This window comes from Gordonia sp. NPDC003585, from assembly GCF_040610755.1.
Classification (GTDB): Bacteria; Actinomycetota; Actinomycetes; order Mycobacteriales; family Mycobacteriaceae; genus Gordonia.
Map to the genome: position 1 here is coordinate 1 of NZ_JBEXMX010000043.1, position 25,990 is coordinate 25,990.

At 65.5% G+C, this 25,990-nt stretch carries 27 protein-coding genes and 2 pseudogenes; 13 read left to right on the forward strand and 16 right to left on the reverse strand.

The window, feature by feature from the left end; all coding sequences use genetic code 11:
* Positions 1–99: 99 nt before the first annotated feature.
* Positions 100–576, reverse strand: a pseudogene (locus ABZW74_RS13515) (MFS transporter); the annotation flags it as partial.
* A 420-nt stretch (positions 577–996) separates the two neighbouring features.
* On the opposite strand from ABZW74_RS13515, the gene ABZW74_RS13520 reads away from it, so the two are divergent.
* Positions 997–1,251: a WhiB family transcriptional regulator gene (locus tag ABZW74_RS13520; protein ID WP_005170735.1), complete on the forward strand. Its 255-nt coding sequence runs from the start codon at positions 997–999 to the stop codon at positions 1,249–1,251.
* 71 nt (positions 1,252–1,322) lie between these two features.
* Here the strand turns inward: ABZW74_RS13520 and ABZW74_RS13525 are convergent, their stop codons facing one another.
* The 4 genes from ABZW74_RS13525 to ABZW74_RS13540 all read right to left on the reverse strand — a co-directional run bounded on the left by ABZW74_RS13525 (position 1,323) and on the right by ABZW74_RS13540 (position 4,515).
* Positions 1,323–2,828 carry a PAS domain-containing sensor histidine kinase gene (locus ABZW74_RS13525; RefSeq protein WP_240861615.1) on the reverse strand — a complete coding sequence of 502 codons (1,506 nt, stop codon included), beginning with the start codon at positions 2,826–2,828 and terminating at the stop codon, positions 1,323–1,325.
* 24 nt (positions 2,829–2,852) lie between these two features.
* Positions 2,853–3,074 carry a biotin/lipoyl-binding carrier protein gene (locus ABZW74_RS13530; RefSeq protein WP_240861617.1) on the reverse strand — a complete coding sequence of 74 codons (222 nt, stop codon included), beginning with the start codon at positions 3,072–3,074 and terminating at the stop codon, positions 2,853–2,855.
* A gap of 275 nt (positions 3,075–3,349) precedes the next feature.
* Positions 3,350–3,688 (reverse strand): mycothiol system anti-sigma-R factor, encoded by a 339-nt coding sequence (gene rsrA / locus ABZW74_RS13535; RefSeq protein WP_240861619.1) that lies wholly within the window; start codon positions 3,686–3,688, stop codon positions 3,350–3,352.
* On the reverse strand, positions 3,685–4,515 hold the full coding sequence (locus tag ABZW74_RS13540; protein ID WP_240861650.1) for a sigma-70 family RNA polymerase sigma factor: 831 nt from the start codon (positions 4,513–4,515) through the stop codon (positions 3,685–3,687). The genes rsrA and ABZW74_RS13540 overlap by 4 nt, the downstream gene beginning before the upstream one ends.
* Positions 4,516–4,603: 88 nt before the next feature.
* On the opposite strand from ABZW74_RS13540, the gene ybaK reads away from it, so the two are divergent.
* The 3 genes from ybaK to ABZW74_RS13555 all read left to right on the forward strand — a co-directional run bounded on the left by ybaK (position 4,604) and on the right by ABZW74_RS13555 (position 6,428).
* A complete protein-coding gene (ybaK, locus tag ABZW74_RS13545; protein ID WP_240861622.1) occupies positions 4,604–5,101 on the forward strand; it encodes a Cys-tRNA(Pro) deacylase in 498 nt (165 codons plus the stop codon).
* Between the two features lie 32 nt (positions 5,102–5,133).
* Positions 5,134–5,889 carry an SOS response-associated peptidase gene (locus ABZW74_RS13550; protein WP_240861624.1) on the forward strand — a complete coding sequence of 252 codons (756 nt, stop codon included), beginning with the start codon at positions 5,134–5,136 and terminating at the stop codon, positions 5,887–5,889.
* A gap of 92 nt (positions 5,890–5,981) precedes the next feature.
* Positions 5,982–6,428, forward strand: coding sequence for an SRPBCC family protein (locus ABZW74_RS13555; protein ID WP_240861626.1), 447 nt, complete (start codon positions 5,982–5,984; stop codon positions 6,426–6,428).
* Positions 6,429–6,431: 3 nt separating this feature from the next.
* Here ABZW74_RS13555 and ABZW74_RS13560 read toward each other — a convergent pair whose 3' ends face one another.
* From ABZW74_RS13560 to ABZW74_RS13570, 3 genes and pseudogenes are all read right to left on the reverse strand, one after another.
* Positions 6,432–7,454, reverse strand: coding sequence for a zinc-binding alcohol dehydrogenase family protein (locus ABZW74_RS13560; protein ID WP_240861628.1), 1,023 nt, complete (start codon positions 7,452–7,454; stop codon positions 6,432–6,434).
* A 10-nt stretch (positions 7,455–7,464) separates the two neighbouring features.
* A pseudogene (locus ABZW74_RS13565) lies at positions 7,465–8,952 on the reverse strand (NAD(P)/FAD-dependent oxidoreductase).
* A 91-nt stretch (positions 8,953–9,043) separates the two neighbouring features.
* Complete coding sequence (locus ABZW74_RS13570) at positions 9,044–10,237, reverse strand: ATP-grasp domain-containing protein (protein WP_355276805.1); 1,194 nt, start codon at positions 10,235–10,237, stop codon at positions 9,044–9,046.
* Between the two features lie 77 nt (positions 10,238–10,314).
* On the opposite strand from ABZW74_RS13570, the gene ABZW74_RS13575 reads away from it, so the two are divergent.
* Complete coding sequence (locus ABZW74_RS13575) at positions 10,315–11,490, forward strand: MFS transporter (RefSeq protein ID WP_308221079.1); 1,176 nt, start codon at positions 10,315–10,317, stop codon at positions 11,488–11,490.
* A gap of 10 nt (positions 11,491–11,500) precedes the next feature.
* On the opposite strand, the gene malQ is transcribed toward ABZW74_RS13575, so the two are convergent.
* Complete coding sequence (gene malQ / locus ABZW74_RS13580) at positions 11,501–13,624, reverse strand: 4-alpha-glucanotransferase (protein ID WP_240861633.1); 2,124 nt, start codon at positions 13,622–13,624, stop codon at positions 11,501–11,503.
* Positions 13,625–13,700: 76 nt separating this feature from the next.
* On the opposite strand from malQ, the gene ABZW74_RS13585 reads away from it, so the two are divergent.
* Complete coding sequence (locus ABZW74_RS13585; RefSeq protein ID WP_240861635.1) at positions 13,701–14,342, forward strand: cysteine hydrolase; 642 nt, start codon at positions 13,701–13,703, stop codon at positions 14,340–14,342.
* Here the strand turns inward: ABZW74_RS13585 and ABZW74_RS13590 are convergent.
* Positions 14,329–14,877, reverse strand: a complete 549-nt coding sequence (locus ABZW74_RS13590; protein WP_355276808.1) for an ester cyclase — start codon at positions 14,875–14,877, stop codon at positions 14,329–14,331. The two genes, ABZW74_RS13585 and ABZW74_RS13590, sit on opposite strands and share 14 nt — an antisense overlap.
* A gap of 88 nt (positions 14,878–14,965) precedes the next feature.
* On the opposite strand from ABZW74_RS13590, the gene ABZW74_RS13595 reads away from it, so the two are divergent.
* On the forward strand, positions 14,966–15,586 hold the full coding sequence (locus tag ABZW74_RS13595; protein WP_240861641.1) for a helix-turn-helix domain-containing protein: 621 nt from the start codon (positions 14,966–14,968) through the stop codon (positions 15,584–15,586).
* Between the two features lie 266 nt (positions 15,587–15,852).
* On the opposite strand, the gene ABZW74_RS13600 is transcribed toward ABZW74_RS13595, so the two are convergent.
* The 3 genes from ABZW74_RS13600 to ABZW74_RS13610 are packed head-to-tail and all read right to left on the reverse strand — an operon-like array spanning position 15,853 to position 18,193.
* Positions 15,853–17,235, reverse strand: coding sequence for an FAD-binding oxidoreductase (locus ABZW74_RS13600; RefSeq protein ID WP_240856862.1), 1,383 nt, complete (start codon positions 17,233–17,235; stop codon positions 15,853–15,855).
* A complete protein-coding gene (locus ABZW74_RS13605; RefSeq protein WP_240856861.1) occupies positions 17,216–17,869 on the reverse strand; it encodes an SDR family oxidoreductase in 654 nt (217 codons plus the stop codon). Before ABZW74_RS13605 ends, ABZW74_RS13600 begins: the two co-directional genes overlap by 20 nt.
* A gap of 48 nt (positions 17,870–17,917) precedes the next feature.
* Entirely contained in the window at positions 17,918–18,193 is a 276-nt protein-coding gene (locus ABZW74_RS13610; protein WP_240856860.1) for a GlsB/YeaQ/YmgE family stress response membrane protein, read from the reverse strand.
* A 118-nt stretch (positions 18,194–18,311) separates the two neighbouring features.
* Between ABZW74_RS13610 and ABZW74_RS13615 the strand changes: the two genes are divergently transcribed.
* Together ABZW74_RS13615 and ABZW74_RS13620 are read left to right on the forward strand one after the other, a co-directional pair.
* Positions 18,312–18,752 (forward strand): MarR family transcriptional regulator, encoded by a 441-nt coding sequence (locus ABZW74_RS13615; protein WP_240856868.1) that lies wholly within the window; start codon positions 18,312–18,314, stop codon positions 18,750–18,752.
* Positions 18,753–18,778: 26 nt separating this feature from the next.
* The gene (locus ABZW74_RS13620; protein WP_240856859.1) at positions 18,779–20,623 is read left to right on the forward strand and encodes an MFS transporter; all 1,845 of its coding nucleotides are present in this window, start codon (positions 18,779–18,781) and stop codon (positions 20,621–20,623) included.
* On the opposite strand, the gene ABZW74_RS13625 is transcribed toward ABZW74_RS13620, so the two are convergent.
* The 3 genes from ABZW74_RS13625 to ABZW74_RS13635 form a co-directional block, all read right to left on the reverse strand.
* Positions 20,610–21,068 (reverse strand): lipoprotein LpqH, encoded by a 459-nt coding sequence (locus ABZW74_RS13625; RefSeq protein ID WP_240856858.1) that lies wholly within the window; start codon positions 21,066–21,068, stop codon positions 20,610–20,612. The genes ABZW74_RS13620 and ABZW74_RS13625 overlap by 14 nt on opposite strands.
* Positions 21,069–21,174: 106 nt before the next feature.
* A complete protein-coding gene (locus tag ABZW74_RS13630; RefSeq protein WP_240856857.1) occupies positions 21,175–22,032 on the reverse strand; it encodes a ParA family protein in 858 nt (285 codons plus the stop codon).
* A 25-nt stretch (positions 22,033–22,057) separates the two neighbouring features.
* Positions 22,058–22,255 carry a hypothetical protein gene (locus ABZW74_RS13635; protein ID WP_240856856.1) on the reverse strand — a complete coding sequence of 66 codons (198 nt, stop codon included), beginning with the start codon at positions 22,253–22,255 and terminating at the stop codon, positions 22,058–22,060.
* A gap of 114 nt (positions 22,256–22,369) precedes the next feature.
* On the opposite strand from ABZW74_RS13635, the gene ABZW74_RS13640 reads away from it, so the two are divergent.
* From ABZW74_RS13640 to ABZW74_RS13655, 4 genes are read left to right on the forward strand one after another with little or no spacing between them, the layout of a single operon-like run.
* Complete coding sequence (locus ABZW74_RS13640) at positions 22,370–22,843, forward strand: NUDIX domain-containing protein (RefSeq protein WP_355276813.1); 474 nt, start codon at positions 22,370–22,372, stop codon at positions 22,841–22,843.
* A 55-nt stretch (positions 22,844–22,898) separates the two neighbouring features.
* A complete protein-coding gene (locus ABZW74_RS13645) occupies positions 22,899–23,828 on the forward strand; it encodes an NADP-dependent oxidoreductase (protein WP_355276815.1) in 930 nt (309 codons plus the stop codon).
* A gap of 18 nt (positions 23,829–23,846) precedes the next feature.
* Positions 23,847–24,683 (forward strand): aldo/keto reductase, encoded by an 837-nt coding sequence (locus tag ABZW74_RS13650; RefSeq protein WP_355276817.1) that lies wholly within the window; start codon positions 23,847–23,849, stop codon positions 24,681–24,683.
* Between the two features lie 30 nt (positions 24,684–24,713).
* Positions 24,714–25,892, forward strand: coding sequence for a pyridoxal phosphate-dependent aminotransferase (locus tag ABZW74_RS13655; RefSeq protein ID WP_355276819.1), 1,179 nt, complete (start codon positions 24,714–24,716; stop codon positions 25,890–25,892).
* Positions 25,893–25,990 lie beyond the last annotated feature (98 nt).

Sequence of the window (25,990 nt, forward strand, 5' to 3'; positions counted from 1 at the left end):
CCGCGGCGCAGACCCTTACGGAGGGGCTTCGCGTATCTCTGTCCGCCAGCTTTTCTATACATCTTCTTGGTGGGTAACCTCACCCCGGCTATACACAACCGGTATGGCGGCGGCCGCACCGGCCGCCACGACGCAGGCGCCGACGCTTGCCCACCCCGCGGCCGCGTAGCCGCCCAGCGCGAGCAGCGGCGCTGCCAACGCGGTACCGGCCACGACACCGACCGCCTCGGCCGCCCGCACGCGGCCGGCCACCCGCGCGTAGCTGCGTTCCTCGCCCAGTACCGCGAGTTCGTCGTAGAGCAGCGCCTGCGCGGTCCCCGACCGCAACGAGCCACCCACGCCCCAGAGTACGAATCCCGCAGCGAAGGCCAGAAACGACGGCGCGACGGTCCACAGCGCGAAGCCGCAACCGGTCACCAGGGGTGACGCGATCAGCAGACGGCGACGAGAGAAGCGGTCGGCGAGCACCCCGCTGGGAATCTCGGCCACAAACGAGGTGGCGGACCAGATGATGAACAGCGCGGAAAGCTGCGCACCCGACAGCCCAGCTCCGGTCACCGACCGGTCGGTGAACATCACCGCGTACACCGGGTACAGCGGGATGAGATCGGTGCACAACGCCGCGGTGACCGCGGCGATTTTCAGGCGTCGTGAGGAGGATCAACATCGATGGCGCATATAAGGATGGTAACCACCATCGGCGACCTGCGGAAACCCTTAACGTAAGTAACCAAAGAAGCGTAGACTAGTACATCGGCGAGTGACCATGTGCAAGTCCCCCCCACTTGACCGCACAACTGGAGATGCTAGGTCGGTGACGTGATATTGCACACGTGTTAACGCAACACCATTGACTTCGGCTGGATTCGTGAAAGTATTCACAAGCAACAGCGCGGAAACATTTGGTGTGCCCGCGTGAACCAGGGGTTACAGCCAACACAAGCATTCATCAAGTATCGAGTGGTGCGCAAAAACGGCGCGCCTGAAGGAGAAGGAATGGACTGGCGTCACAAGGCCATCTGTCGCGACGAGGATCCGGAGCTGTTCTTCCCAGTGGGAACCAGTGGACCGGCCATCGCACAGATCGCTGATGCGAAGCTCGTCTGCGCGCGGTGCCCCGTCACCGCCGAATGCCTGTCGTGGGCGCTGGAGTCCGGGCAGGATGCCGGTGTCTGGGGCGGGATGAGCGAAGACGAGCGACGCGCACTGAAGCGGCGTACCGCACGCACGCGTACCCGGAGCAGCGTCTAGCGCTCGGCGGCCCCGAGCGCTGACGAGTCAGCCCGGCGGCCATGAGAGACCCGGCCACCGGCCGGGTTTTTTCATGCCCCGCGCAAGGGGATCACGATGACGACCTCGGTGCCCCGACCCTCCGGGTTGGGCCCGACACCGAGTTCGCCACTCAACTCGATCGACACCAAGGTCTGCACGATCTGCAGTCCGAGGTGTTCCGAGGTGGCCAGATCGAACCCGTCGGGTAGCCCGGAGCCGTTGTCGCGGACGGCGATTCGCAGATTTCGTACATCCCGGTCGACCACGATGTCGATCAGGGCGTCTTCCTGCGAACCGTCGAATCCGTGCTCGATCGCGTTCTGGATGAGTTCGGTGAGCACCATCACCAACGGCATCGCCGACTCGGCCGCGAGGACACCGAGCCGGTGTCGATGCTGCACCCGGACGGCACCGTCACCAGAGGCAACGTCCACCAGGATCGGCACCAACCGGTCGACGGCCTCGTCGAGGTCGACCTCCTCGTCGACACTGCCGGACAGCAGTTCGTGCACCAGCGCGATCGACGCCACTCGTCGTACCGCCTCGGTGAGTGCCAACCGGGCATCCTCGTTGGCGGTCCGGCGAGCTTGCAGCCGAAGCAGCGCCGACACCGATTGCAGGTTGTTCTTGACGCGGTGATGGATCTCCCGGATCGTCGCGTCCTTGCTGATCAACGCCCGATCTCGCCGCTTCACCTCGGTGACGTCGCGGATCAGCACCACCGCGCCGGCCACCTCGCCCCGCGGTCGTAGCGGCACCGCTCGGATGAGGACGGTCGCCCGTCGCGCGTCGGCCTCCACCCGCATCCCGATATCGCGGTAGGGCACCGTCGGTGGGAGCGCAGCGCCGGCGGCGACGTCGATCATCGACGCCACATCGGCCGCCTCGAACGCGTCGGTGAGCAGTTCGGTGACCACTTCCGAGAGCCGCGCGTGGTGAAGTTCGGCTGTCCACCCCATCCGATGGAAGGCCGACAACGCATTCGGGCTGGTGTAGGTGACCAGGCCGCTCTCGTCGAGCCGGATGAACCCGTCGCCCGCGCGGGGTGTCGACAATCCGCGCGGATTGCCCTCCTCTACCGGAAAGGTGCCGTCGGCCACCATCTGACAGAGATCGTTGGCGCAATCCTGGTACGCCAGTTCCAGCGGCGACGGCAACCGAGGGTGGGTCAGGTCGACGGCCCGGGTGAGCACGGCGATGACCGATCCGTCGAACTCCACCGGGACCGCCTCGCGACGAATTGCCATGGCACCGAACCAGGCTGGGTCCTCGTCGCGCAGTATCCGTGCCTCGACGAAGGCGCGCGGAACCTGCGGGTTGACCGACGGGTCGATGACGCGGCCCACTTCGTCGCTCGGAAACACGGTCGACGCCGTGTTGGGGCGGCACTGGGCGACGGTGACGATGTCACCCGATTCGGTGCGCACCGACAGTAGGAAGTCGGCGAAGGAGAGGTCGGCGAGCAACTGCCACTCGGCCACCAGCCGCTGCAGGTGTGCGGCAGCGGTGTCGGCGAGGGTGGTGTGCTCGGCGAGCAGATCGGCAAGTGTCGACATCTGGCGCCGGCGAACTGAGGTGGGTTACGACTGTTCGTAGACGGCGATGATGTCGCCCGCCTGGATCACGTCGCCCACCTTGACCTTGACGTCGGCCAGGGTTCCGGCTTCCTCGGCGAGGACCGGGATCTCCATCTTCATCGACTCCAGCAGGATCAATTCGTCGCCGACGTCGATCTGCTGGCCGGGCACGGCCTTGACCTCGAGCACGGTCGCGACGATCTCTGCAACGACGTCTTCTGCCATGCACTCAAACTAGCCCACACGCAGACCGATTGGGGTCGGCGCCCACCGTCGTGAAACAATGGTGTGCCCGCTATTCAGTACTGAAGGAGATGCGTCATGGGAAAGCGCGGACGCAAGAAGCGCGCTCGTAAGAAGAGCGCCGCCAACCACGGCAAGCGCCCCAACTCCTGAGTCTCTCCCCTTGTGTGGGGGCTCAGCGAGTCAGGACCCGCCCGGGACCGGTCACAACGCCAGCACGGCGTCGGCCACCCGGGCGTTGTCGTGTCAGTACTGGGTCAGCGGTCGGCGTCGCCGAGTTCGTCGGTCCGCACGGTGGTCTCGTGCACGATGACGGTCTTACGGATCTCCACGCGGAGTCGTTCGCGGAGTCCCGAGGGTGCCTGTTCGCCACCGCATTTGCGGTTGATGAGCGCCTTGAGCTGCTGTTCGATGCCGTAGTGCGCCAGGCAGGCCGGGCAGGCATCGAGATGATCCTGAAGCCGAGCGCGTGCGCCGGGGTCGCATTCGTTGTCCAGCAACAGCCACACGTCGGCGATCACCGCCGAGCAGTCGAGGTCGACGAATTCGGCGTCGGCCGCGTCGCGGATCTGCTGAGGATCACGGTCGCCGCTCATCGCGCCACCCCCGCATCCGATACCTCGGTCGATTCGCCACTGCGACTCGACCGGTTGAAACCGCGTTCACGCGCAACGTCGCCGAGCAGTTCACGCAGCTGACGACGCCCACGGTGCAGACGCGACATCACGGTGCCGATGGGTGTGTCCATGATCTCGGCGATCTCCTTGTACGGCAGACCTTCCACGTCCGCGTAGTAGACCGCCATCCGGAATTCCTCCGGAAGTTCTTGCAGCGCGGCCTTGATCTCGTCGTCGGGCAGCGCGTCGAGTGCTTCTATCTCTGCCGAACGCAAACCCGTCGAGGTGTGCTCCGCTGTCGCGGCCAGCTGCCAGTCGGTGATCTCGTCGGTCGGATACTGCGCAGGTTGACGCTGCTTCTTGCGGTAACCGTTGATGTAGGTGTTGGTGAGGATCCGGTAGAGCCACGCCTTCAGATTGGTGCCCTCACGGAACGACGCGAACGCGGTGAACGCCTTCACGTAGGTCTCCTGAACGAGGTCCTCGGCGTCGGCCGGATTGCGCGTCATGCGCAGAGCTGCGCCGTACATCTGGTCGAGCAGCGGCAGCGCGTCGCGCTCGAAGCGCTCGGTGAGCTGCTCGGGTGTCTCGTTGGGGTCGGCGCGCCGCGGCGCCGCGCTTGTTTCAGCACGATCGGTCGACTGGGACTCGGCCACTACGATCCCTTCGGTGATGGAATGCAGGGGGACACGCTCGGCCCAGTTTACCGGTGTGGATTCCACCCGGTGTCGCGTCGGGTCCACAGGCGCATCCAGCGCACGAATCACCACGGGTGGGATCGATGTCCCGACCGCCGGATCGTTCATCACCGATGCTGTCATCGTCGGATCACCCTCCTTCGCCACTTGCGTCGTCGCTCTTGCACAACATCGCGAATCGGGCAATTGTTCCGTCATGGCGTCCACTCCCGCGATCACCGCACTCACCCGGGCCGGCATCGACCACACCGTCCATCGCTACGCGCACGATCCACGCACCGACGCCTACGGCGCCGAGGCGGTGTCGGCGCTGGCCGAGTTGGTCGGCGTCGACGCCGAGCAGATTCTGAAGACACTGGTCATCGAGGTGTCGGGCAGCGGTGCCCGCAATCACCTGGCCGTGGCGGTCATCCCCGTCCCACGGCGCCTGTCGCTCAAGGCCGCGGCCGCCGCGCTCGGCGGCGCCAAAGCGGCGATGGCCACCGAACGCGACGTGACCAGGACCACGGGGTATGTCCTGGGTGGGGTGTCGCCGGTCGGGCAGCGCAGCGCGTTGCCCACCGTGATCGACATCTCGGCACTGGATCACTCGCGCGTGCTGTGCAGCGCGGGCAAACGCGGCCTCGAGATCGAACTCGCACCCGCCGACCTGGTGACGATCACCGGCGCGGTGACGGCCGACGTCGTGTCCTGAGTTTGTCGGAGCGTTCAGGCAGCATAGATGGCATGTGCGGACGTTATGCGGTGACCACCGACCCGGCGAAGCTGGCTGCGGAGATCGATGCGGTCAACGAGGTCGAGTCTCCCGACACCACCGACCTCGACACCGCGCCACGGTCCCCCGGCCCGAACTACAACGTCGCGCCGACGACGACGGTGATGACCGTGGTCAAACGCCACGACCATGACGAACCCGAGGACGACGCGAAACTGCGGGTGCGGGCCATGCGGTGGGGACTTGTACCGCCGTGGGCCAAGGAGGTCGGCAAGGGGCCGCTGCTGTTCAACGCGCGAGCCGAGACCGCGGGTGAGAAGAGCTCGTTCCGCTCGTCGGTACGGTCCAAACGCTGCCTGGTTCCGATGGACGGTTGGTACGAGTGGAAGAAGGAACCGGCCGACGACAAGGGCAAGCCGACCAAGATCCCGTACTTCATGTCACCGACCGACGGAACCAGGTTGTTCATGGCCGGACTGTGGTCGGTGTGGCACCCCAAGGACGACGCCGAGGACTCGTCACCACTCCTGAGCTGCTCCATTCTCACCACCGACGCGGTGGGCAAGCTGACCGACGTGCACGATCGGATGCCGCTGATCATGCCTTTCGAACAGTGGGACGCCTGGCTCGATCCGGATCACCGGGCCCCGTCGGAACTGTTCGCGCCGCCCGCGGCCGACATCGCGGCGGCCATCGAGATCCGCGAGGTCGCACCGCTCGTGAACCGGGTTGCCAACAACGGACCCGAACTGCTCGAGCCCGTGTGATGCACACACAGAACTACCATCTACACAGGGGATCCCGTGTGTAGATGGTAGTTCTGTGTGTCAGTCGAACACCACGACATCGAAAGGCTCCCATGGGCAGCAGACAGATCGCCGATACCGTCGTCGAATTCCCGGCTTCGGCTGCCGCGACCTTCGACTACCTGACCGACCCGGTCCGACGCCCCGAATGGCAATCCAGTCTGCGTCGGATCACCGACCTCCGATCGGTGGGCGACCGGCCCGGAGACGTCGGCACCAGCTGGGTAGACGTGACGACGGTGCCCGGTATCGCTCCGCGGCTCGAGGTGATCGACTGTGTGCCCCAACAGTATTGGGTCGAAATCGGGAACTGGCATGTCGTCGATGCCCGACTCCGCCTGGATGTCGGGCCCCACGACGACGGATGCCAGGTGCGGGCCCGGGCCACGCTCACCGTTCCCCGACTCTTCACACCCGTGCTGATCGGCCTGAACGCGTTGGCCCCCACCGTGCTGCGGGCCGACCTGCAGCGGGCAGCGGGCTTGCTGGCTGCACGTTGACGATCAGTCGGGCACCAGCACCGCTGCGCCGTCGAACGCCCCGGCCTTGAGGTCGATCAGCGCCTGCAGGGCCGAACTCATCGGATACGGATGCGTCGTCGCCCGGACGCCGTGTCGGGCGGCGAGCACCAGAAATTCCGTGCCGTCGTGGCGCGTGTTCGCAGTCACCGACCGTATTTCCTTCTCGTAGAACAACTCCCGCTCGTAGTTCAGCGTCGGGATATCGCTCAGATGAATGCCCGCGATGGAGAGGACGCCACCCCTGTCGAGGCCACGCATGGCGGTCGGCACGATCTCGCCGACCGGCGCGAACGTGATCGCGGCGTCCAACGGAGTGGGTGGATCGTCGTAGGTCTCCCCCACCGATGCCGCCCCGAGGTCGCGGGCGAGTTGCTGCGACTTGTCGCCGCGCGTGAACACATGCACCTCGATCCCCAGTGCGATCGCGAGTTGCGCACACAGATGGGCGCTGCCACCGAAGCCGTACATCCCCAGCCGGCGCACTGCCCGATCGGCATTTCCGTCGTCGAGCAGCCCGGTCCGCAGCAACGCGCGATACCCGATGATGCCCGCGCACAGCAGCGGCGCGATCTCCACGTCGTCGATGTCGTCGGGCAGTCGGTAGGCGAATTCCGCCGGCACGGTGGCGAGTTCAGCATAACCGCCATCCGTGTCCCACCCGGTGTATCGCGAAGCGGGACAGAGATTCTCGGACCCGCGTCGGCAATAGGCGCACACACCGTCAGTGCTGTGCAGCCAGGCCACGCCCACTCGTTCACCGATCCGGAAATCCGTCACGCCGTCGCCGAGACCGACCACCTCGCCGACGATCTCGTGACCGGGCGTCACCGATGGACGGTGCACCGGCAGGTCGCCCTCGGTGACGTGCAGATCTGTCCGGCAGACGCCGCATGCGCGCACGCGGACCAGCAGCTCGCCTTCCCGTGCGATCGGATCCGGTTTCTCACGCAACTCGATCGGTCCGGTCTCGATCGGACCCGGTGTGGTGACCGCCCATGCGCGCATGAACCAGATTTTACCGATACTCGTAGGCGCTCAGCGGGAATCGCTCCATGTCGCGCAGGGTGCGCAGAGTCGAGGTGGGCCGAAGCAGCGTCGCCTCGCCGTGCTGGTTGAAGTAGTAGCTGCGTGAGGTCGCGCAGTTCCCGCTGTAGAACACCTACGACTGCAGGTTGTCGGTCATCGCGTCGAGGAATTCGGTGTTGGCAGCTTCGGTGACCTCGAAGGTGTCCGTGCCACGACGCCGCAGTTCACCGAAGAGCCGCTTGATGTGGCGCATCTGCCCTTCGATGGTGGTGAAGTACGAGAGCCCGCTGTAGGAGTAGGGACTGTTGAGGGACAAGAAGTTCGGGAACTTCGGTACGGTGATGCCCTCGTAGGCCTGAAAGCGGTTGTCCCGCCACCACTGTCCCAGATTGCGGTCCTCACGCCCGACTATCTCGAAAGCGGGGAAGTTGACGTCCCAGAGGTTGAATCCGGTCGCGAGCACCAGGGTGTCGATCGTGGTCTTCTTGCCTTCGGCGGTGACGATGCCGTCGGGCTCGACGCGGACGATCGACTCGGTCTGCAATGCCACGTTCGGCTTGTTGAACGACGCGAAGTAGGTGTTGGAGAACGTCGGTCGCTTGCAACCGAAGTCGTAGTCGGGGGTGAGCCTTCGTCGTAGGTCCGGGTCGCGCACCTGCGCGCGAAGGTGCGCCTTGCCGAGCAGTGCGGCGAATCTGTTTCCGAGCTTGGCCTGCTTGAAATGCAGCACACCGAACACCATCAGCGCCTCCAACAGGGAGGTGTTGACCATGCGAGCCGTCTTCTGCGTCAACGGTATCCGACGGAACAGGGAGCGAACGGCGGGTGGGATCGCGAAGTCGACCTTGGGTACCACCCAGATCGGCGTACGCTGGAAGACGGTGAGTTCGGTTGCCGTTCGGGCGATCTCGGGGATCAGCTGGACGGCCGTCGCACCAGTGCCGATGACCGCGGCACGTTCGCCGGTGAAGTCGTGGCCGTCCTCCCACGCGGTGGTGTGGATGATGCGTCCGGCGAAGCTGCCGATTCCCGGGAAGTCGGGGGTGTAGGGCTGGGACAGGAACCCGGTCGCGGTCACGAGATAGCGGGCGGTACGCGTCGGACCACTGTCGGTCGAGACCCGCCACAGGTGTTCGGCGTCGTCCCAGTGTGCGGTGGTCACCGTGGTGCCGAATTCCATGTGCCGCTTGAGGTCGTACTTGTCGGCGACGTGGTGGGCGTACTGCTTGAGCTCGGCGCCGGGAGCGAACAGGCGCGACCAGTCCGGGTTCGGTTCGAAGGAGAACGAGTACGTCACCGACGCGATGTCGACGGCCAGTCCGGGGTAGTGATTGACGTGCCACGTTCCACCCAGATCGTCCTCGCGCTCGAGGATCGCCAGGTTGTCGAGACCCTCGCGTTTGAGCGCTATGCCCGCGCCGATTCCGCCGAAACCGGCGCCGACGATGATCGCGTCATGATCCGGCTGGCCAGGCATCGCAGTCCTCCTGATCGACTATCCGTTACTCGACGACACAGTAACCCATGTCACGGATTCGGACCAGAGGGCACCTCGGCCACCCCGTCGGTCACGGGATCGGCGAACCGTCCCACAGCACGTCGAAGAACTGTGTGGCGACGAGTTCTTCGCGCTTGTTGCGGTCGATGCCCAACACCTTGCGATAGGAGAGGATGTGCTGCAACGACAACGCGGAATAGATCAGCGGCATATGGTCCTTGGCCTGGTCGTACACGCCGCTCGCGCCCTTGGCGGCGGCCAGGTTTCGTCGTAGATGCGAAGGGTGTTTGAGGGCGTCACGCAGGACCGCGGCCTTGATCATCTTCTTCCGCCCGGCGGGCACCACGACCAGGCCGCTGGGTGCGAACAGCGCGGTGTCGAACTCCTCGGATGTCGCCAGCGTGCAGCCCGCCGTCGGACGCGGATTGCACTCGACCATGTGGTGGACGCCGTCGTCGGTGACGAGGTAGTCGAAGCTGAGCTGGCCGTGCCAGTTCAGCTCGCGGGCGATTGTCTGCGCTGCGGCGAGCGATTCCGGCGAGTCGACGGACTCGAAGACGATGCCGCCGCGGTCATCGATGGTCAGCGGGTGTTCGTAGCAGGAATGCAAGACCACTTCGCCGTGGTGCACAACGCTCCAACTGCAGCGGTCGACGCCCTTCAGGTACTCCTGCACCAGCCATGGCTCGTCGGGCGTGGGTGTGACCTCGTCGATCGACGACTCACCCGCCAGCGGTCCGGTGTTGGTGAGCACGTCGAGGCCGCCGCGGCCGTAAGCCGCCCGCGCGAACCAGTGCGGCCACATCTGGGTGGCGGCGCGCAGTTCGTCACGCGTCGTCGCCGTCGCGGATTCGGCCGCCGACAACCCCAACTCCCGGCAGAACCGGGTGAACGCCACCTTGTCGTGCACCTTGGCCAAGGTGTCGAAGTCGGGGAAGAACAGTTCGAGGTGCTCGCCGCCCGCGTCGCGCAGCAGGTCACGATGCCGCGCGAGGTAGAACACCTCCTCGAACATCGGCAGCAGCCACGTGATGCGTTCGCGTCGGATCACCTCCATGACCGCCGCGATGAACTCCGCGGTCCGCTGGGTGGGCGCCGGGACCACCACATGTCGGCTCGCACCGCGCGAGTGGCTGCCCGGGGACGCAGCGAAGGTGTCGGCCGCGGTGACGTCCCGACCTGTCTCGCCGAGCTTGTGAATCTCGTCGACGGCGAACGGCATTCGCGACGTGGTCGCCAGGACCCTCGGGGCGGTGTCGGTCATAAGCCCCGACGATATCGGACATCCGGAATACGACGAGGCCTGGAATACAACATGGCGTCCGGGGCTTGGACATGAGCATGCACACCTCCGGAGGGCTGGCCTTCTTCTCCGCGGTCTACGCGTTCGCGGTGGTCATGCTCGGCACCACCCTGCCGACCCCGCTGTACGCGATCTACGCCGGCGAGATGGGTTTCGGCGTCACCACCACGACGGTCATCTTCGCGGTCTACGCCGCCGGAGTCATCGCCGCGCTCATCGGATTCGGACGGTGGTCCGACGTCGTCGGACGTCGGCCGCTGCTCATCGCCGGCGCCCTGCTGTCCGCGGCAAGTGCGGTGGTCTTCCTGACCGCCGGACCGGAGTGGCAGTTGATCCTCGGGCGGGTGCTGTCGGGCCTGTCGGCCGGCATCTTCACCGGCACCGCGACCGCAGCAGTCATCGAACTCGCCCCGCCGTCGTGGCAGCAACGAGCGCCCGCGGTTGCGACCGCGGCCAATATCGGTGGCCTCGGGCTGGGTCCGGTGGTGGCCGGCGTGCTCGCCGAATGGGGTCCGGCGCCGCTGCGGACGCCGTTCCTGCTCGATCTGGCGCTGCTTGCGGTCGCCTTCGTCGGAGTGTGGTTCATCCCCGAACCGGTCGTCGTGCGCCCGGGTGCTCGGCTGTCGGTGCAACGGTTGTCGGTCCCAGCAGAGGTCCGCACGGTGTTCACCCGCGCGGCGATCGCGGCCTTCGCCGGTTTCGCGGTCATGGGCACCTTCACCGGTGTGACGCCCTCGTTCATCTCGCACATCATCGGCATCGACAGTCACGCGGTGGCCGGCGGTGTGGTCGCGCTGTTGTTCTTGTCGTCGGCGCTCACCCAGATCGTCGGACGCGGCATCCCCACCGAGTCGGCGCTCGTCGCCGGGTGCGCGACGCTGGTGGTCGGCATGGGAGTCATGGTCGGCGGTCTCCTCGCCGCGTCGATGACACTGCTCGTCCTCGGCGCGATCGTGTGTGGCATCGGGCAGGGGTTGTCGTTCAGCAAGGGTCTGGCCGCGGTGGTCGCCGCGAGCCCGGTCCATCGTCGGGCCGAGGTGACGTCCACGTACTTCGTTGTCGCCTATGTCGCCATCTCGATCCCCATCGTCGGCCAGGGCATCGCCGCCGCCCACTGGGGTCTGCGCAGCGTCGGCGTGGTGTTCAACATCGGTGTCGCGGTTCTCGCACTCGTCGCGCTGGCTTTGACCGTCGTCGAGTTCCGGCGCCGGTAACGACGCACCGTCAGCGTCCGACGCCGGCCTTCTCCAAAGCGGTCACCAACGAACGGAACCGCGAATTGCTGATGAGGTCTTCCACCAGGACAACCTTGCCCTCGTCGTCGGCGAGCGGTATGCACCAGTTGGGGTACTGCGTGGCATCGGTACCCGGTTGATTCTGAATCCGTCTCTCCCCCACGGCATCCACCAGTGCGACCGACAACAGCACCGACGGGCTCGCGGCAATCAGCGCGTAGAGCGCATTGATGGTTGCCGGATCGGTGACGGGAACTGCCGGATCGAGCAACCCGCGCGCACGCGCCAGCTCGAGAATCGCAGTGCGGTCACGCTCGTCCCGCACGCGTTCGGATTCCTCGTCCGTCTCCAGAAGGCCCAGCCGAGAACGTAATTCGATGTGATCGCCGGCGAGATAACCCGCCGTGGGCGGGAGGTCGTGAGTGGTGACCGACGTCAGGCACAGTTCCCGGTACTCCTCCGGCGGAATCGGGGCGTACGGCCCGTGCTCGAACCACAGGATCGATGTGCCCAGGACGCCCCGCTCGGCCAGCGTCTCCTGCACCGAACGCTCGAACACGCCGAGGTCCTCACCGATGACGACGGCGTCGGCACGCTGCGCCTCGAGCGCGAGGATGCCGATCAGTGCGTCGTGGTCGTAGTGCACATAGGTGCCCGCCGACGGCCGATCACCGTCGGGAATCCACCACAGCCGGAACAGGCCCAAGATGTGGTCGACGCGCAGTCCGCCGGCATGGCGCAACACGGTCCGCAGCATGTCTCGATACGGTTCGTAGCCCGCCTCGGCGAGCCGCCGCGGATGCCACGGCGGCTGATCCCACCCCTGGCCCTGCTGATTGAATCCGTCGGGCGGAGCCCCGACCGTCGCGCCAGTGGCCAGCACGTCGCCGAGCATCCAGGCGTCGGCGCTGTGGCGTGCGACCCCGACGGCGAGGTCGGCGACCACCCCGATACTCATCCCCGACGAGATCGCGGCGTGTTGCGCGGCCGCGAGCTGGTCGTCGCAGATCCACTGCAGCCACATGTAGAAATCAATGCGGCGCTTGAGCTTTTCGCGCTTCGCCTTCACATATTCCTTGTCGCGCAACTGTTTGCGCCACCGAGGATTGTCCTCGGGATAGCGCTCGGCAAACGCGCACCAAGTAGCGAACCGCTTGAGCCCCTTGCCCTCCCGTTCCCGGAACGCGCGGAACGCGGCCCGCCTGCGCCCGCCGAGCGGCACTGCGTAGATGAGTTCGAGCGCTTCCATCTTGGCGCGGTAGGACTTGTCGCGTTTGATCTTGTCGGCCGAGAGATCCTCGGCGAAGAACGCCCGTTCGAGCTCCGCGATCCACCTCCGATGCTTCTTCCGGAGCCCCGCGATCTCCGGGATGTCGGTGACGCGGATGTAGAGCGGATTGACGAACCGGCGAGTGGTCGGCAGGTACGGCGAGTTCTCCAGCGGCGGCTGCGGCTGCGCGGCATGCAATGGGTTGACCTGAACGAAGTCGGCACCGTAGCTGCTGGCCGCGACCTCGCAGATGCCGGCGAGATCGGCGAAGTCTCCGACACCCCACGAACTCGCCGACCGCACCGAGTACAGCTGCACCGCGAGACCCCATCGCTGATGGCCGAGCAGTCGGTCGGCGGTGGCGAGGCGGCGCGGCGTCACGATGAGCGAGCAGCTCGCAGCCTCGGTGCTGCTCGGATTGAGTGCCTTGATCCGGTGATATCCCGGCTCGAGATCGCCGGGCACCGCAAAGGTCGCGCGGCCGACGAGTGCGCCGTCGATCTCGCGGGGATTCACCCAGATGTCGAGTTGCTCGGGAACTCGTTGCTCACCGGACTCGGTGGTGACGTGTACCTGGACCGGATCCCCATGCGGCACATGCACACAGAACGTGCCGCCGCCCTCGACGACCACGACGACCGGCGGCAGGAACTCCCGCCACTCCCGCTCATCGATCGCCACCAGCGCGGCCTCGATCGCCGTTGGGCTTTCGGCGTCGACGCCGAGAGCACGAAGCGTCGACACCAGGGTCCGCTCGCTGACGTCATGCGTCTGCTCGTCCCAGCCGACGTATTCGGTGGCAATGCCCCAACGATGGGCCAGTTCGATCAGCCGCTCATCCACGTCAGCATCGTCTCAGGATTTCGGTGGATCCGCGCGACTTGCCATCGAGTCGAGATATCTGGGTCACACTGGATTCATGGCCGATTCACTGACGCTCAATCCCGCGACCACCGCCCTGGTCCTCATCGAATACCAGAACGAATTCACCAGCGACGGCGGCGTTCTGCACGACGCGGTCGCCGAGGTGATGGACAAGACCGGCATGCTCGCCAACACCGTTTCCCTCGTGGACAGGGCCCGGTCGGCGGGTGTCACGATCATGCACGTTCCGATCACCTTTGCCCCCGGCTATGGCGAACTGACGCGCCATCCGTACGGAATCCTCAAGGGCGTCGTCGACGGCAACGCTTTCGTGAAGGGCACCTGGGGAGCCGCGATCGTCGACGATCTCACACCCGCGGACGGCGACATCCTCGTCGAGGGCAAGCGCGGCCTCGACACCTTCGCCAGCACCAATCTGGACTTCATCCTGCGCAGCAAGGGCATCGACACCATCATCCTGGGCGGATTCCTCACCAACTGCTGTGTCGAATCGACGATGCGCACCGGCTACGAGAACGGCTACCGCGTGCTCACGCTGACCGATTGCACGGCGGCGACATCGGTGGCCGAGCACGACAACGCGATCAGCTTCGACTACCCGATGTTCTCCGAACCGGTCGAATCGGCGCAGGTGGCCGATGCCCTCGGACGCACACCGGTGGTCACTCACCAGTGACCGACGCCGACCGCGCGACGCGTCGGGCACGCCTGGTCGCCAGGTAGCAGCGCCAGAGGAACCAGGGACTGGGCGGAACCCAGCCGAGTTGCATCGCCATTCCCTGGTCATCTCGAACAGCCCAGTGCTCGACGACGAGACCGTCGACGACGCGCTGGAAGTGAGCCTGCCGCACGGTGAATGACGCACCGGTCGGCGCGAAGGCGCGTTCGACAGTGCCCTCCGGTGTCCAGACGACGAAGTCCCCGGTCTGCCGCCCGGACATGGTGCCGTGGATGACGACGAGATCGCCCTCGACGACCGAGTTCTCGGTGGTCCACGCGAGATCGCTGAATCCTGCGCGCAGCCACTCCCCGGTTGCGAAGAACGCAACCGGGCCGGTCCCTCGGGTCGCCGGCGGTTCCGCGATCGCCTCGCGATTGACGGCGTCGGGGTGGTTGATCTCGGCGAGGTCGGCGATCGAACCCCGGAGTACGGCGTGGATCGCACGTTCGGCGAGATGCGCGAGATCGGCATGAGTCAGGGTGGCGGACATGATGAAACCTTTCGATACAGTGAACTGGATTTAATTACTACAGTAAACTGTATCCAAATCTCGCACAACCCTTTGACGAGGAGAACATGTGGCCTACGACAACAGCTCGCGAACCGAAGCGGCTCGCGCAACACGCGCACGCGTGCTCACCGCCGCCCGAACGTCGTTCCTCGACAACGGGTTCGGCGGCACCACGATCCGGCACGTCGCACACGAAGCCCAGGTGTCGCAGGAGACGATCTACAAATCCTTCGCCGGCAAGGCCGGACTACTAAAGGCGGTCTACGACACCGCACTCGTGGGCGACGACGAGGACGTGCCGCTCGCACAACGACCCGAGGCCCTCGCCGTCTTCAACGCGACGAGTCCCGACGAGATGGTCCTCGCCTACGCAAAGCTCGCGCAAAGCATCGGAACTCGCATCGACCCCCTCCTCCGCGTCGTCCTGAGCGCACGCGACACCGACGCCGCGCTCTCCTCATTTGCCCACACTATCGATCAGGAACGGCGCAACGGGAGCGCGATGTGGGTGCAGACGTTGCACGAGAAGGGTTGGCTACGAGCCGATCTCGACGTCGAGAAGGCCACCGACATCCTGTGGGTGCTGAATTCCAACGAGCCGCGCTGGCTACTGCGTGATCGAGGCTGGACCGCCGATGACATCGCCACCTGGCTGGCCGACATGCTGTGTCATGCGCTGTTGCCCTGAACCACACATGCGGCCGGTGCCCCTACTACCGGCCGACGTGAGCCTCGAAGCCCCACCGGCTCAGGGAGCGGGCGGCGGCGGCGACGCATTGGTGCCGGTCGGGCACCAAAAGTAGGGGAAGAACTTCTTCCCCTACCCTTGGAGTCCTCCCCACGAGTTTTCGCGGGGACGACTTGGAATTTGGGGGAAGAAGTTCTTCCCCTAGATTTTTCGGCACGACCCAAGCGCATTTGCCCAGTTCAGAGGCCGACTACTGAACCTTCGGATCAGCCGAACAGCACCCCGGGATTGAGCAGTCCCTGCGGATCGAGGCCCTGCTTGATCGACCGCATCACCGAGCGGTCGATGTCGCTGCGGCCGAGGTGAATCCACGCGGCCTTGGCGCGGCCGATGCCGTGTTCGGCACTGATACTGCCGCCGTTCGCAGCGACGATGCCGAACACCCGCGCGGTCACCGCCTCGGCGTCACCCTCGGGCACGTCGAGCAGGTTGACGTGGATGTTCCCGTCACCCACATGACCGAACAGGATTGGGCGACAAGGATGTTCGACGATCTCGCCGACCGCCGTCAACTCCGCGAAGGCTTCGGGCAGCGCCCGGATCGGCACCGAGATGTCGAGCTTCACGACCGGCGTCGTGCTGGCCCGCGCAATCGTCTCGGTGTGGCTCTCCCGCACCGCCCACAGCGCACGGGCGGGGCCCGGCTCGAGGACGGCGTCCACGATGCCCGACGCCTCGTCGAGCAACTCCGCAACAGCCTCTTCCACATCGCCGGGACCCGACAACTCGATCAACACGTAGAACGACGCCGTCGACGCGACCGGACGCCGATGTCCGTGCTCGGCGACCAGCGCGACCCCGGCCTCGGTCATGATCTCGGCGGCCTCCACCGTGAGACCACGCGCCCCGGCGGCACCGATGAGTCCGATCGCGTCCTCCACATGATTGACCGCTGCAACGGCAACAGTCGTGTGCCGGGCCGGTGACACCAGCCGGAACAGCACCCCGGTGACCAACGCGAGCGTCCCCTCGCTGCCCGCGAGAAGTCCCGGAAGATCGTATCCCACATTGTCTTTCACCAACGACGACCACCGTCGCAGAATCCGGCCGTCGGCGAGCACGGCCTCGATACCCAACACCTGGGCGCGCGTGTTGCCGTGGCGGATCATCCGGATACCACCCGCATTCGTCGCCACCACACCTCCGGCGGTGGCCGTTTCGCGTGCCGCCAGGTCGATGGGAAACGCCAACCCCGACCGTGCCGCCGTCGAGTCGATCGCGTCGACGGTGGCACCGGCCTGTACCCCGACGCATCGGCCCACTTCGTCGATGTCGTCGATGTCGGTCATGCGTGCCGTCGAGAGCAGGATGACCGGTCGCGCGCCGACGCCCCGATCACCGGGCGGAACCGAACCACCGACCAGCCCGGTGTTGCCGCCCTGAACACAGATCTCGACACCCTCGGTGGCGCACAACCGGACGACGTCGGCGACCTCGTGCACCGTTCGCGGCCGGACCACCGCCTCCGCCGATCCCCGATACCGTCCCGTCCAGTCGGTGAAGTACCCGACGGTTTGCGACGGATCGGTCAGGACATGGGCGTCTCCGACGATCTCACCCAGACGGATCTCAGTCAGTTGGGAGAGCATCGGTGATCGGGGTTGAGCCGTCGTCGAACTCGATCACCTGATGGGTGGTCGCGGGTGCGTTCACCACCTCCGCAATCACCTGTGCCACATTGGCGCGGCTGACCTCACTGCCCGCCGTGCGTTCCCCGCCCACCGAGATGCGGCCGCTGCCGGGTTCGTCGGTGAGTTTGCTGGGCCCGAGAATCGTCCAGTCCAGCGACGTCGACTTCAGATGCGTGTCGGCCGCCGCCTTGGCGTCGGCGTAGGCGAAGAACGAATTGTCCTCCGGCACTCCGTGGTCGGGGCCCGCCCCGAAGTACGACACCATCACATAGCGCTTGACGCCGGCGGCCGGCGCCGCATCCATCGACCGGATGGCCGCATCACGATCCACCGCGTACGTGCGCGATGGATCGCCTCCACCGGCGCCCGCCGACCACACCACCGCGTCCTGCCCGGCCAGGACCGACGCGATCCCCGCGGTGTCGAGTTGCTCGATGTCGGCGACCAGCGGAGTCGCCCCGGTCGCGGACACGTCGTCGGCCTGTGCGGGATTGCGGATGATCGAGGTGACCTCATCACCCCGGTCACTCAGAATCTTCGCCGCACGCAGTGCGATCTTGCCGTGGCCGCCGATGATGGCGATTCGAGTCACGTGTGATTACCTCCCAGTTGATTTGTCTGTTTGTCAGACCCTGTCAGCTCAAACCCTGCTGCGTCCCCGACCCCGGACCAGTCCGACGATCCACAACAGGATGCAGGCACCTGCCAGACAGGTCACGAAGCTGAAGATCAGGCCGCCGCCCTTGACGTCGACTCCGAAGAGATTCAGCAAGAAGCCGCCGAGCAGACCGCCGACAACGCCCACCACGATGTTGAGCAGTATCCCCTGCTGCGCGTCGGTCTTCATGATCTTGCTGGCGATCCAGCCGGCGAGTCCGCCGATGATGATCCAGCCGATGATTCCCAATCCGAGCATTGTTCCTCCAGTTGGCTTGGGCGGGTCCCGACCTACGCCCACCGTACGCCCGACAAGATCGCTTTACGGTTCGATTACTTAGCACTAAGCAACTAATAATAGTTGCGTGGCGAAACAAATGACTGTGGGCAGCGACGTGGGCACCGTGTACCACCAGCTCACCCAGATCAACCGTGCATTGCGGACCCGAGGCGGCCAGGGCAGCCTGAGTGCCGGCGTGGCCGCTGCGCTCTGGACCATCGTCAACCACTCGCCGATCCGGCTGTCGACGCTCGCGCAACGCGAGTCTGTGACCGCCCCCACGATGTCGCGCATCGTCGGAACGCTCGAAGAACAGGGCTACGTCGCGCGGACCGTCGACCCCGACGACGCACGCGCTCGCCTGTTCACGGCAACACCCGCCGGCATCGAACTCATTCGGAATGCACGGTCGCGGCGGGCGCAATTGCTCGCCGAGGCACTCGAGGAACTCGACGACGCCGATCGCGACGCGGTCCATCGCGGCCTCGCGGCACTCGCCGACGCACTCGAGATCTGCGACCGCCCCAGCCCCCTCTGACCTCTCGACAGTCACAAAGGACACTCATGACGACCGTCTCCCCCGCCACCATGGCCCCCGACGACACGACGCCGGACGGCTACAAGTGGATTGCCCTGTCCAACACCACGTTGGGCATGCTCATCGCGACGATCAACAGCTCGATCGTGCTGATCGCACTCCCCGACATCTTCCGCGGTATCCATCTCAACCCGCTGCTGCCCGAGAACACCAGCTACCTGCTGTGGATGATGATGGGCTTCCTCGTCGTCACCGCCGTCCTGGTGGTCAGCTTCGGCCGGCTCGGCGACATGTTCGGGCGCGCGAGGATGTACAACCTCGGATTCCTGATCTTCACGATCTCGTCGATCTTCCTCGCCATCACCTGGTTCGACGGCTCGCAGGCCGCTGTCTGGCTGATCTTCTGGCGCATCGTCCAAGGCATCGGCGGCGCCTTTCTGATGGCCAACTCGTCGGCGATCCTCACCGATGCCTTCCCACCAAGCCAACGCGGACTCGCGTTGGGTATCAACGGTGTTGCGGCCATCGCCGGATCGTTCCTGGGTCTGCTCGTCGGCGGCATCCTGGCACCGATCCACTGGCACCTGATCTTCCTCGTCTCGGTTCCCTTCGGCATCGTCGGCACCGTGTGGGCGTATCTCAAGCTGCGCGACACCGGAGTTCGCAAGCGCGCCCGGATGGACTGGTGGGGCAACATCACTTTCGCGGTCGGACTGGTCGCGGTCCTCGTCGGCATCACCTACGGCATCCAGCCCTACGGTGGACACGCCATGGGCTGGACCAGCCCGATGGTGCTGAGCTGCCTCATCGGTGGCGCGCTCGTCCTGATCGCCTTCGTCTTCATCGAAACCCAGGTCGAGAGCCCACTGTTCAACCTCCACCTGTTCCAGAATCGGTCCTTCACCTTCGGCAACATCGCCAACCTGATGGCGTCGATCGGTCGCGGTGGCCTGCAGTTCATCCTCATCATCTGGTTGCAGGGCATCTGGCTGCCGCAGCACGGCTACAACTTCGAACAGACTCCCCTGTGGTCGGCGATCTACATGGTGCCCTTGACAATCGGCTTCCTGATCACCGCTCCGCTGTCGGGTGCGCTCTCGGATCGCCTGGGCACCAAGTGGTTCACCACTTCCGGCATGCTCCTCACCGCGGTGGCCTTCGCCGGGCTGATCGCGTTGCCGGTGAACTTCTCGTTCTGGGTGTTCGCGGTGATCCTGTTCCTCAACGGCGTCGGCATGGGACTCTTCTCGTCGCCCAACCGGGCCGAGGTGATGAACAGCCTGCCCATCGACGCCCGCGGCTCCGGCTCCGGCATGATGACCACCTTCCAGAACGCGGCCATGGTGCTCTCGATCGGGCTCTTCTTCAGCCTGATGATCAGCGGACTGTCGGCGCACCTGCCTGCGACGATGGCTTCCGGCCTGACCGCGAACGGCGTACCCGCCGACCAGGCGGCCCAGATCGCCGGACTACCGGCGGTGGCCGTGCTGTTCGCAGCCTTCCTCGGCTACAACCCGGTGCAAGAACTACTCGGCGACCACATCTCGAGCCTGCCCGCGGCCAACCAGCACACGCTGACCGGCCTCGACTTCTTCCCACACCTGATCAGCGATCCGTTCGCCGACGGTCTGACTTCGGCGTTCACCTTCGCCATCGTGTGCTGCATCATCGGCGCGATCGCGTCGCTGTTCACCGGTGGACGCAAAAGCGCAACGGAGACAGCCGAAGTCGAGACACGTTCCGAATCGCTGGGTGCCGAACTCGCCGCCGTCGCAGCCGACGCATCGATGGAGGCGCCGAGCGAGCTGATCGACGAACCCCAGATCAACGAACCCCAGATCAACGAACCCCTGTCCGTCAGGGGCAGGTGACCTTCATCTCGAACTGCTTGGTCTGCGGGCCGGCAGTCGGGTTCGACAGCGAGACACCCGTGACCTCGCCGCTGATCGTGTAGTTCTTGCCGTCCTTGGTCGCGGTGGCGTTCTTACCGGTCCCCTTGACCCAGCCGTAGTTGACGCCGTCGGTGGTCGCGATCCCGACGGTCTCGACCTGCGGCGAGTCACCCGAGGTCACGGTGGCGCCGATCGCTCCGGTGCCGGTGGCCGAACCGATCCCGATCACCACTTTGCCGTTCTGCTCGGCACACGCCACGGTCTTGCCGGTGACATCGACCGACTCGCCGCCCACCGTGACCGTGGCACTGCCCGAGTTGTTGGTCTCGACCGACGCCGAATCGTCGTCGTCGGACCCACAGGCCGACAGCGTGACGGCGAGGCCGACGACACCGATGACGGGAATGATCTGGACTTTGCGCATGACAACGCTCCTGTTCTGAACGAATCGTCGCGCCGGTCGGCGTGATGCCCAAGAACGCTAGTCTTCGGCGGCCACCGACGCGGCGAGTCCGCCAGAATGATTGGGGTCAGCCAAGTTTCCCGTCGGCTTCGACGAGGATTGCGCGAGTGAGATCCCGGAACTGCTCGTAGTGGCCGTGATAGCCGTACTTCGCGTGCAACGTCGGCCACGGTGCGTACTCGGCGGCGGCACCGATCACGTTCGCCTCATGCAGGTAGATGGGGAGGACGTTGTGGATGGTCGGGTCCCGGCGCAGGCGTCGGACCGTCTCTTGATGCAGCGCCGACGACGGGCGGTACTTCGAGATCACCACGCCGAGTTCGACGATGGACCGTCCGATCTCGGCACCAAAGTCGGCCACCTGCCGCTGGACATGTGGAATCGCGTACGTGGACAACACATCCGGGATGGTCGGGATGATGTACGCATCCGCCATGGCGAGACCGTTGAGACTGAACGGGCCGACGTTGGGCGGGCAGTCGATGAGGATGTGGTCGTAGCGATCAACGATGGGCGCGAGCGCTTTTCGTAACAGGCCTATCGCTTCGGCATGGTCGTCGGCGGCCACCCGGCGTGCGCTCAACTCCTCCTGCAGCTCGATGAGGTCGAGCGACGACGGGAGCAGGTCGATGCCGTCGACATCCGCGACCGGGGACACGTCACGTGCGATCGCACGGTCGAGGTCGAAATCGGTGGTGCCGTCGAGTGCGTCGGCGAACAGGGTCGCGACCGTGCGGCGATCCTGGTTGCATTCGAGCCAGGCCTCGGCGCCGATCATCATCGTCGTCAGGTTGGTTTGCGCATCGAGATCGACGAGCAGGACCCGCTTACCGAAGACCCCGGCCAGAAACTCGGCGACGCCGGCGGTGAGCGTCGTCTTGCCCACGCCGCCCTTGAGACTGATCGTCGCGATCACCGTCGGCATGGCACATGCTAACGCCCCGCCGCGGTCAGTACGTGGTGTTGTTGTTCTTCTTCGACGACCGCAAGAGCATGAATCCGCCGTAGATCGCGAGCGCGATGATGGCGATCCAGAACAGTCCCTTGAGCAGCGGCCCGATGATGGCGAGCGCGAGCAGGGCGACCGCAATGATGCCCAGGACCTTCCAGAAGGTGAGTCCGCTGTTGGTGTGCGTTGGTGTTGTCATGACTCCACTGTGGCGCGAGTTCGGGCAGATTTCACCTGCTCAGCGCCGATCTCGGTGAAAGTTCAGGGATCACCCTGAGGGTCGCAGCAGAATCGTCACAGGCAGAATGGTCGTGTGCCGATACCCGAGTTCATCCGCGAGTTGCGTGAACATGTCGGTCAGCGTCCGCTGTGGCTGTCCGGCGTCAGCGCGATCGTGCTCGACGACACCAATCGCATCTTGCTGACCAATCGCGTCGACACCGGGCAATGGGCCGTGGTGTCGGGGGTCCTCGAACCCGGCGAGGAACCGGCGCGCGCCGTGCTGCGCGAGATCGTCGAAGAGACCGGCGTGACCGCCGAGGTCGTCCGGCTGACCAGTATCGACGTGACACCGACCATCACGTATCCGAATGGTGACCAGACGCAATACCTCGACCTCTGTTTCCTGGCTTATCACCGCTCGGGTGAACCGCATGCCGCCGACGACGAGAACACCGAGGTGGCCTGGTTCGCGCCGGACGCACTGCCCGACGACCTGTCGGCGACGTCGCGCCTACGCATCGAGAAGGCGCTCGCCGGCAGCCTGGAGACATGGTTCGCACGCTGAGCGGAAACTCCGGACTGTCGGAATATCCGCGCCAGGCGATGGCCTTGAACCCGGTATGACCACATCCACACGAATCGTTGCGACCGCGTACGGAGAGCCGACCACCGTCCTCGGCCAGGTAGAAGAAGAACTGCCACCACCGGGTCCCGGACAGGTCACCGTGCAGGTGCAGGCCGTCGGCGTCAACCCCATCGACCTCGCCCGGGTGACCGGCCGGATGGGTGCCGACGAATCGAAGCTCCCGCTCGCGCTCGGCTTCGAGGCGTCCGGCGTGATAACCGCCGTCGGCGACGGCGTCGAGCGTGAGGTCGGCGACGAGGTGATCGCCTACTCGGTCCTCGGCGCCTATGCATCCGCACTGAACGCCGACCACAGTAAGATCCACGACAAACCGGCAGATCTCGACTTCGAGCGGGCTGCCGGGCTGCTGCTGGTCGGCGAGACCGCGGCCGATGCCGTCGCCACGGCGAACGTCAGCGCAGGCGACATCGTGTTGGTGCACGGCGGTTCCGGAGCGGTCGGCTCCGTCGTCGTGCAGCTGGCCGTCAAGGCCGGGGCGACGGTGATCGCCACCGGATCATCGGCCAATCAGAGCTTCATCAGCGGACTCGGCGCGATTCCGGTAACCTACGGTCCCGGCCTGCTCGACCGGGTGGTCGCAGCCGCACCCGGAGTCATCACCAGCACCATCGACGCCGTCGGAACCGACGAGGCCATCGACACCTCGCTGTCTTTGCACTCGGCCGACAAGATCGTCAGCATTGCCGCGTTCGGTCGTGGCGGCGACGGCATCAAGCTCGTCGACGGTAGCTCCGCCGAGAGCAAAGCCCATCGCGCACAGGCCATTCCAGAACTCATCGCGGCCGCCGCATCGGGCGAGCTGGTCACCGAGATCGCCTCGACCTACCCGCTGGCCGACGCCGCCAAGGCCCTCACCGAACTCGGCGGCTCGCACCCCCGCGGCAAGATCATCCTAATCCCGTAAACCCTCGAAAGGAGCGATATGGCTACCCCCGCAATCACTCTCAACAATGGCGTCGAGATCCCACAGCTGGGTTTCGGCGTGTTCCAGATCCCGCCGGCCGACACGAAAGCGGCAACACTGACCGCATTCGAGGTGGGCTACCGGCACATCGACACCGCCGAAATGTACGGCAACGAAAAGGAAGTCGGCCAGGCGGTGGCCGAGTCCGGACTGCCTCGTGACGAGGTGTTCATCACCAGCAAGCTCAACAACAGCTTCCACGCCTACGACGACGCTCTGCGCGCCACCGATCAGACCCTTGCCGACCTGGGTGTCGACGCCGTCGATCTGTTCCTGATCCACTGGCCACTGCCCGACGTTGGCGATTACGTCGAAACGTGGCGTGCGCTGGAGAAGATCCACGCCGACGGCAAGGCCCGCGCGATCGGGGTGTCGAATTTCCAGCAGGCACATCTGCAACGCCTCTTCGACGAGACCGACATCGTGCCGGCCGTCAACCAGATCGAGGTACATCCCTACCTGTCCCAGAACCCGTTGCGTGAGTTCAACTCCGAACACGGCATCGCGACCGAGGCGTGGTCGCCGATCGCCCAGGGCGACGTCCTCGACGATCCGGTGCTCGGCAAGATCGCGTCGGAGAAGGGTCGTTCGGTGGCGCAGGTGACCTTGCGCTGGCACATCCAGCGCGGCGACATCGTGTTCCCCAAGTCGGTGACACGGTCCCGCGTCGAGGAGAACTTCGCGCTGTTCGACTTCGAACTGTCGCCCGAGGACGTGGCCGCCATCGAGGGGCTGAACAAGGACAAACGACGCGGACCCGATCCCGACACGTTCAACTGGGTGCCGGAGAGCTGACGCCGTCGAGCTGTCGAGCACAATGAGGGCATGAGGATCTCGCGACGTGCCCAGCGGGTGGCGCCGTTCTACGCGATGGAGTTCGCGAAGAAGGCAGCCGCGATCGACGCGCAAGGGCACGACGTGGTGAAGCTGAACATCGGCGAACCCGACTTCGGTGCACCGCCGGCATTCCTCGAGGCAGCTCGTGAGCTGACAGACGGCCGCCCTCTCGCGTACACGCCCGCACTCGGTCTGCCCGAATTGCGCGAGGCGATCGCCGACTTCTACTCGCACCATTTCCGGGCCGAGGTGACCGCGGATCGGGTCGCGGTCACCTCCGGCGCGTCGGCGGCGCTTCTGTTGGCGTGCGCGGCGCTCATCGATCCGGGTGACGGTGTCCTCATCGGCGATCCGTCGTATCCGTGCAACCGCCAGTTCGCGGAGAGTTTCGGCGCCGACGTCACCCTCATCCCGACCACGCCGGCCACCCGCTTCCAGCTGACCACCAACGCCGTCGACGCGGCATGGACGAACACGACGCGCGGTGTAGTGGTGGCGACGCCGTCCAACCCGACCGGGACGTCGATGCCCTACGACGAACTGGTCGCGATGTGCGATCTGGTGTCCGAGCGAGACGGGTGGACCATCGTCGACGAGATCTATCTCGGTCTGTCCGACCCGGGCCCCGACGGCCGGCCGCCGCGGTCGGTGCTGTCAGCAGGTACCGCGGGCACCCAGGACGCGATCGTCGTCAACAGTTTCTCCAAGTATTTCGGGCTCACCGGATGGCGCCTGGGCTGGTGCATCGTTCCCGAGTCCCTGATCGACGTCATCGAACGTCTTGCCCAGAACTTCTACGTCTGCCCGCCGACGCCGGCCCAGTTCGCTGCGCTGAGTTGCTTCACCCCGGAGTCGTTGGCGGTCACCGAACGTCGGCGCATCGAGTTCGCCGACCGGCGCCAGATCATCATCGACGGCCTCGCCAGTATCGGCCTCGAGGTTCCGGTGGTGCCCGACGGCGCCTTCTACGTCTACATCGACGTCGGCAACACCGGCCTCACGTCGTCCGAGTTCTGCGACCGCGCACTCACCGAAGCCCACGTAGCACTTACTCCCGGAAAGGATTTCGGCGTCGCGGGCGCCGAACGGTACGTGCGCCTGTCCTACGCCGCGTCGGCCGAGGACCTCACCAAGGCTGTCGAGCGACTCGGCACCTTCCTCGCCTGACAACTGGAGCTGAGTTGGAGAACGCGAGTGCTGCAGCACTCGCGTTCTCCAACACGACTCCAGTTGTGAGATGGGAAGAGGACACGTCATTACTACAG

What these genes read in the sequence shown, in the direction of transcription:
- ABZW74_RS13520 (WP_005170735.1), top strand. Translation starts at nt 997, where the DNA reads ATGGACTGGCGTCACAAGGCCATCTGTCGCGACGAGGATCCGGAGCTG.
- ABZW74_RS13525 (WP_240861615.1), bottom strand. Translation starts at nt 2,828, where the DNA reads ATGTCGACACTTGCCGATCTGCTCGCCGAGCACACCACCCTCGCCGAC.
- ABZW74_RS13530 (WP_240861617.1), bottom strand. Translation starts at nt 3,074, where the DNA reads ATGGCAGAAGACGTCGTTGCAGAGATCGTCGCGACCGTGCTCGAGGTC.
- rsrA (WP_240861619.1), bottom strand. Translation starts at nt 3,688, where the DNA reads ATGAGCGGCGACCGTGATCCTCAGCAGATCCGCGACGCGGCCGACGCC.
- ABZW74_RS13540 (WP_240861650.1), bottom strand. Translation starts at nt 4,515, where the DNA reads ATGAACGATCCGGCGGTCGGGACATCGATCCCACCCGTGGTGATTCGT.
- ybaK (WP_240861622.1), top strand. Translation starts at nt 4,604, where the DNA reads ATGGCGTCCACTCCCGCGATCACCGCACTCACCCGGGCCGGCATCGAC.
- ABZW74_RS13550 (WP_240861624.1), top strand. Translation starts at nt 5,134, where the DNA reads ATGTGCGGACGTTATGCGGTGACCACCGACCCGGCGAAGCTGGCTGCG.
- ABZW74_RS13555 (WP_240861626.1), top strand. Translation starts at nt 5,982, where the DNA reads ATGGGCAGCAGACAGATCGCCGATACCGTCGTCGAATTCCCGGCTTCG.
- ABZW74_RS13560 (WP_240861628.1), bottom strand. Translation starts at nt 7,454, where the DNA reads ATGCGCGCATGGGCGGTCACCACACCGGGTCCGATCGAGACCGGACCG.
- ABZW74_RS13570 (WP_355276805.1), bottom strand. Translation starts at nt 10,237, where the DNA reads ATGACCGACACCGCCCCGAGGGTCCTGGCGACCACGTCGCGAATGCCG.
- ABZW74_RS13575 (WP_308221079.1), top strand. Translation starts at nt 10,315, where the DNA reads ATGCACACCTCCGGAGGGCTGGCCTTCTTCTCCGCGGTCTACGCGTTC.
- ABZW74_RS13585 (WP_240861635.1), top strand. Translation starts at nt 13,701, where the DNA reads ATGGCCGATTCACTGACGCTCAATCCCGCGACCACCGCCCTGGTCCTC.
- ABZW74_RS13590 (WP_355276808.1), bottom strand. Translation starts at nt 14,877, where the DNA reads ATGTCCGCCACCCTGACTCATGCCGATCTCGCGCATCTCGCCGAACGT.
- ABZW74_RS13600 (WP_240856862.1), bottom strand. Translation starts at nt 17,235, where the DNA reads ATGCTCTCCCAACTGACTGAGATCCGTCTGGGTGAGATCGTCGGAGAC.
- ABZW74_RS13610 (WP_240856860.1), bottom strand. Translation starts at nt 18,193, where the DNA reads ATGCTCGGATTGGGAATCATCGGCTGGATCATCATCGGCGGACTCGCC.
- ABZW74_RS13615 (WP_240856868.1), top strand. Translation starts at nt 18,312, where the DNA reads ATGACTGTGGGCAGCGACGTGGGCACCGTGTACCACCAGCTCACCCAG.
- ABZW74_RS13620 (WP_240856859.1), top strand. Translation starts at nt 18,779, where the DNA reads ATGACGACCGTCTCCCCCGCCACCATGGCCCCCGACGACACGACGCCG.
- ABZW74_RS13625 (WP_240856858.1), bottom strand. Translation starts at nt 21,068, where the DNA reads ATGCGCAAAGTCCAGATCATTCCCGTCATCGGTGTCGTCGGCCTCGCC.
- ABZW74_RS13630 (WP_240856857.1), bottom strand. Translation starts at nt 22,032, where the DNA reads ATGCCGACGGTGATCGCGACGATCAGTCTCAAGGGCGGCGTGGGCAAG.
- ABZW74_RS13635 (WP_240856856.1), bottom strand. Translation starts at nt 22,255, where the DNA reads ATGACAACACCAACGCACACCAACAGCGGACTCACCTTCTGGAAGGTC.
- ABZW74_RS13645 (WP_355276815.1), top strand. Translation starts at nt 22,899, where the DNA reads ATGACCACATCCACACGAATCGTTGCGACCGCGTACGGAGAGCCGACC.
- ABZW74_RS13650 (WP_355276817.1), top strand. Translation starts at nt 23,847, where the DNA reads ATGGCTACCCCCGCAATCACTCTCAACAATGGCGTCGAGATCCCACAG.
- ABZW74_RS13655 (WP_355276819.1), top strand. Translation starts at nt 24,714, where the DNA reads ATGAGGATCTCGCGACGTGCCCAGCGGGTGGCGCCGTTCTACGCGATG.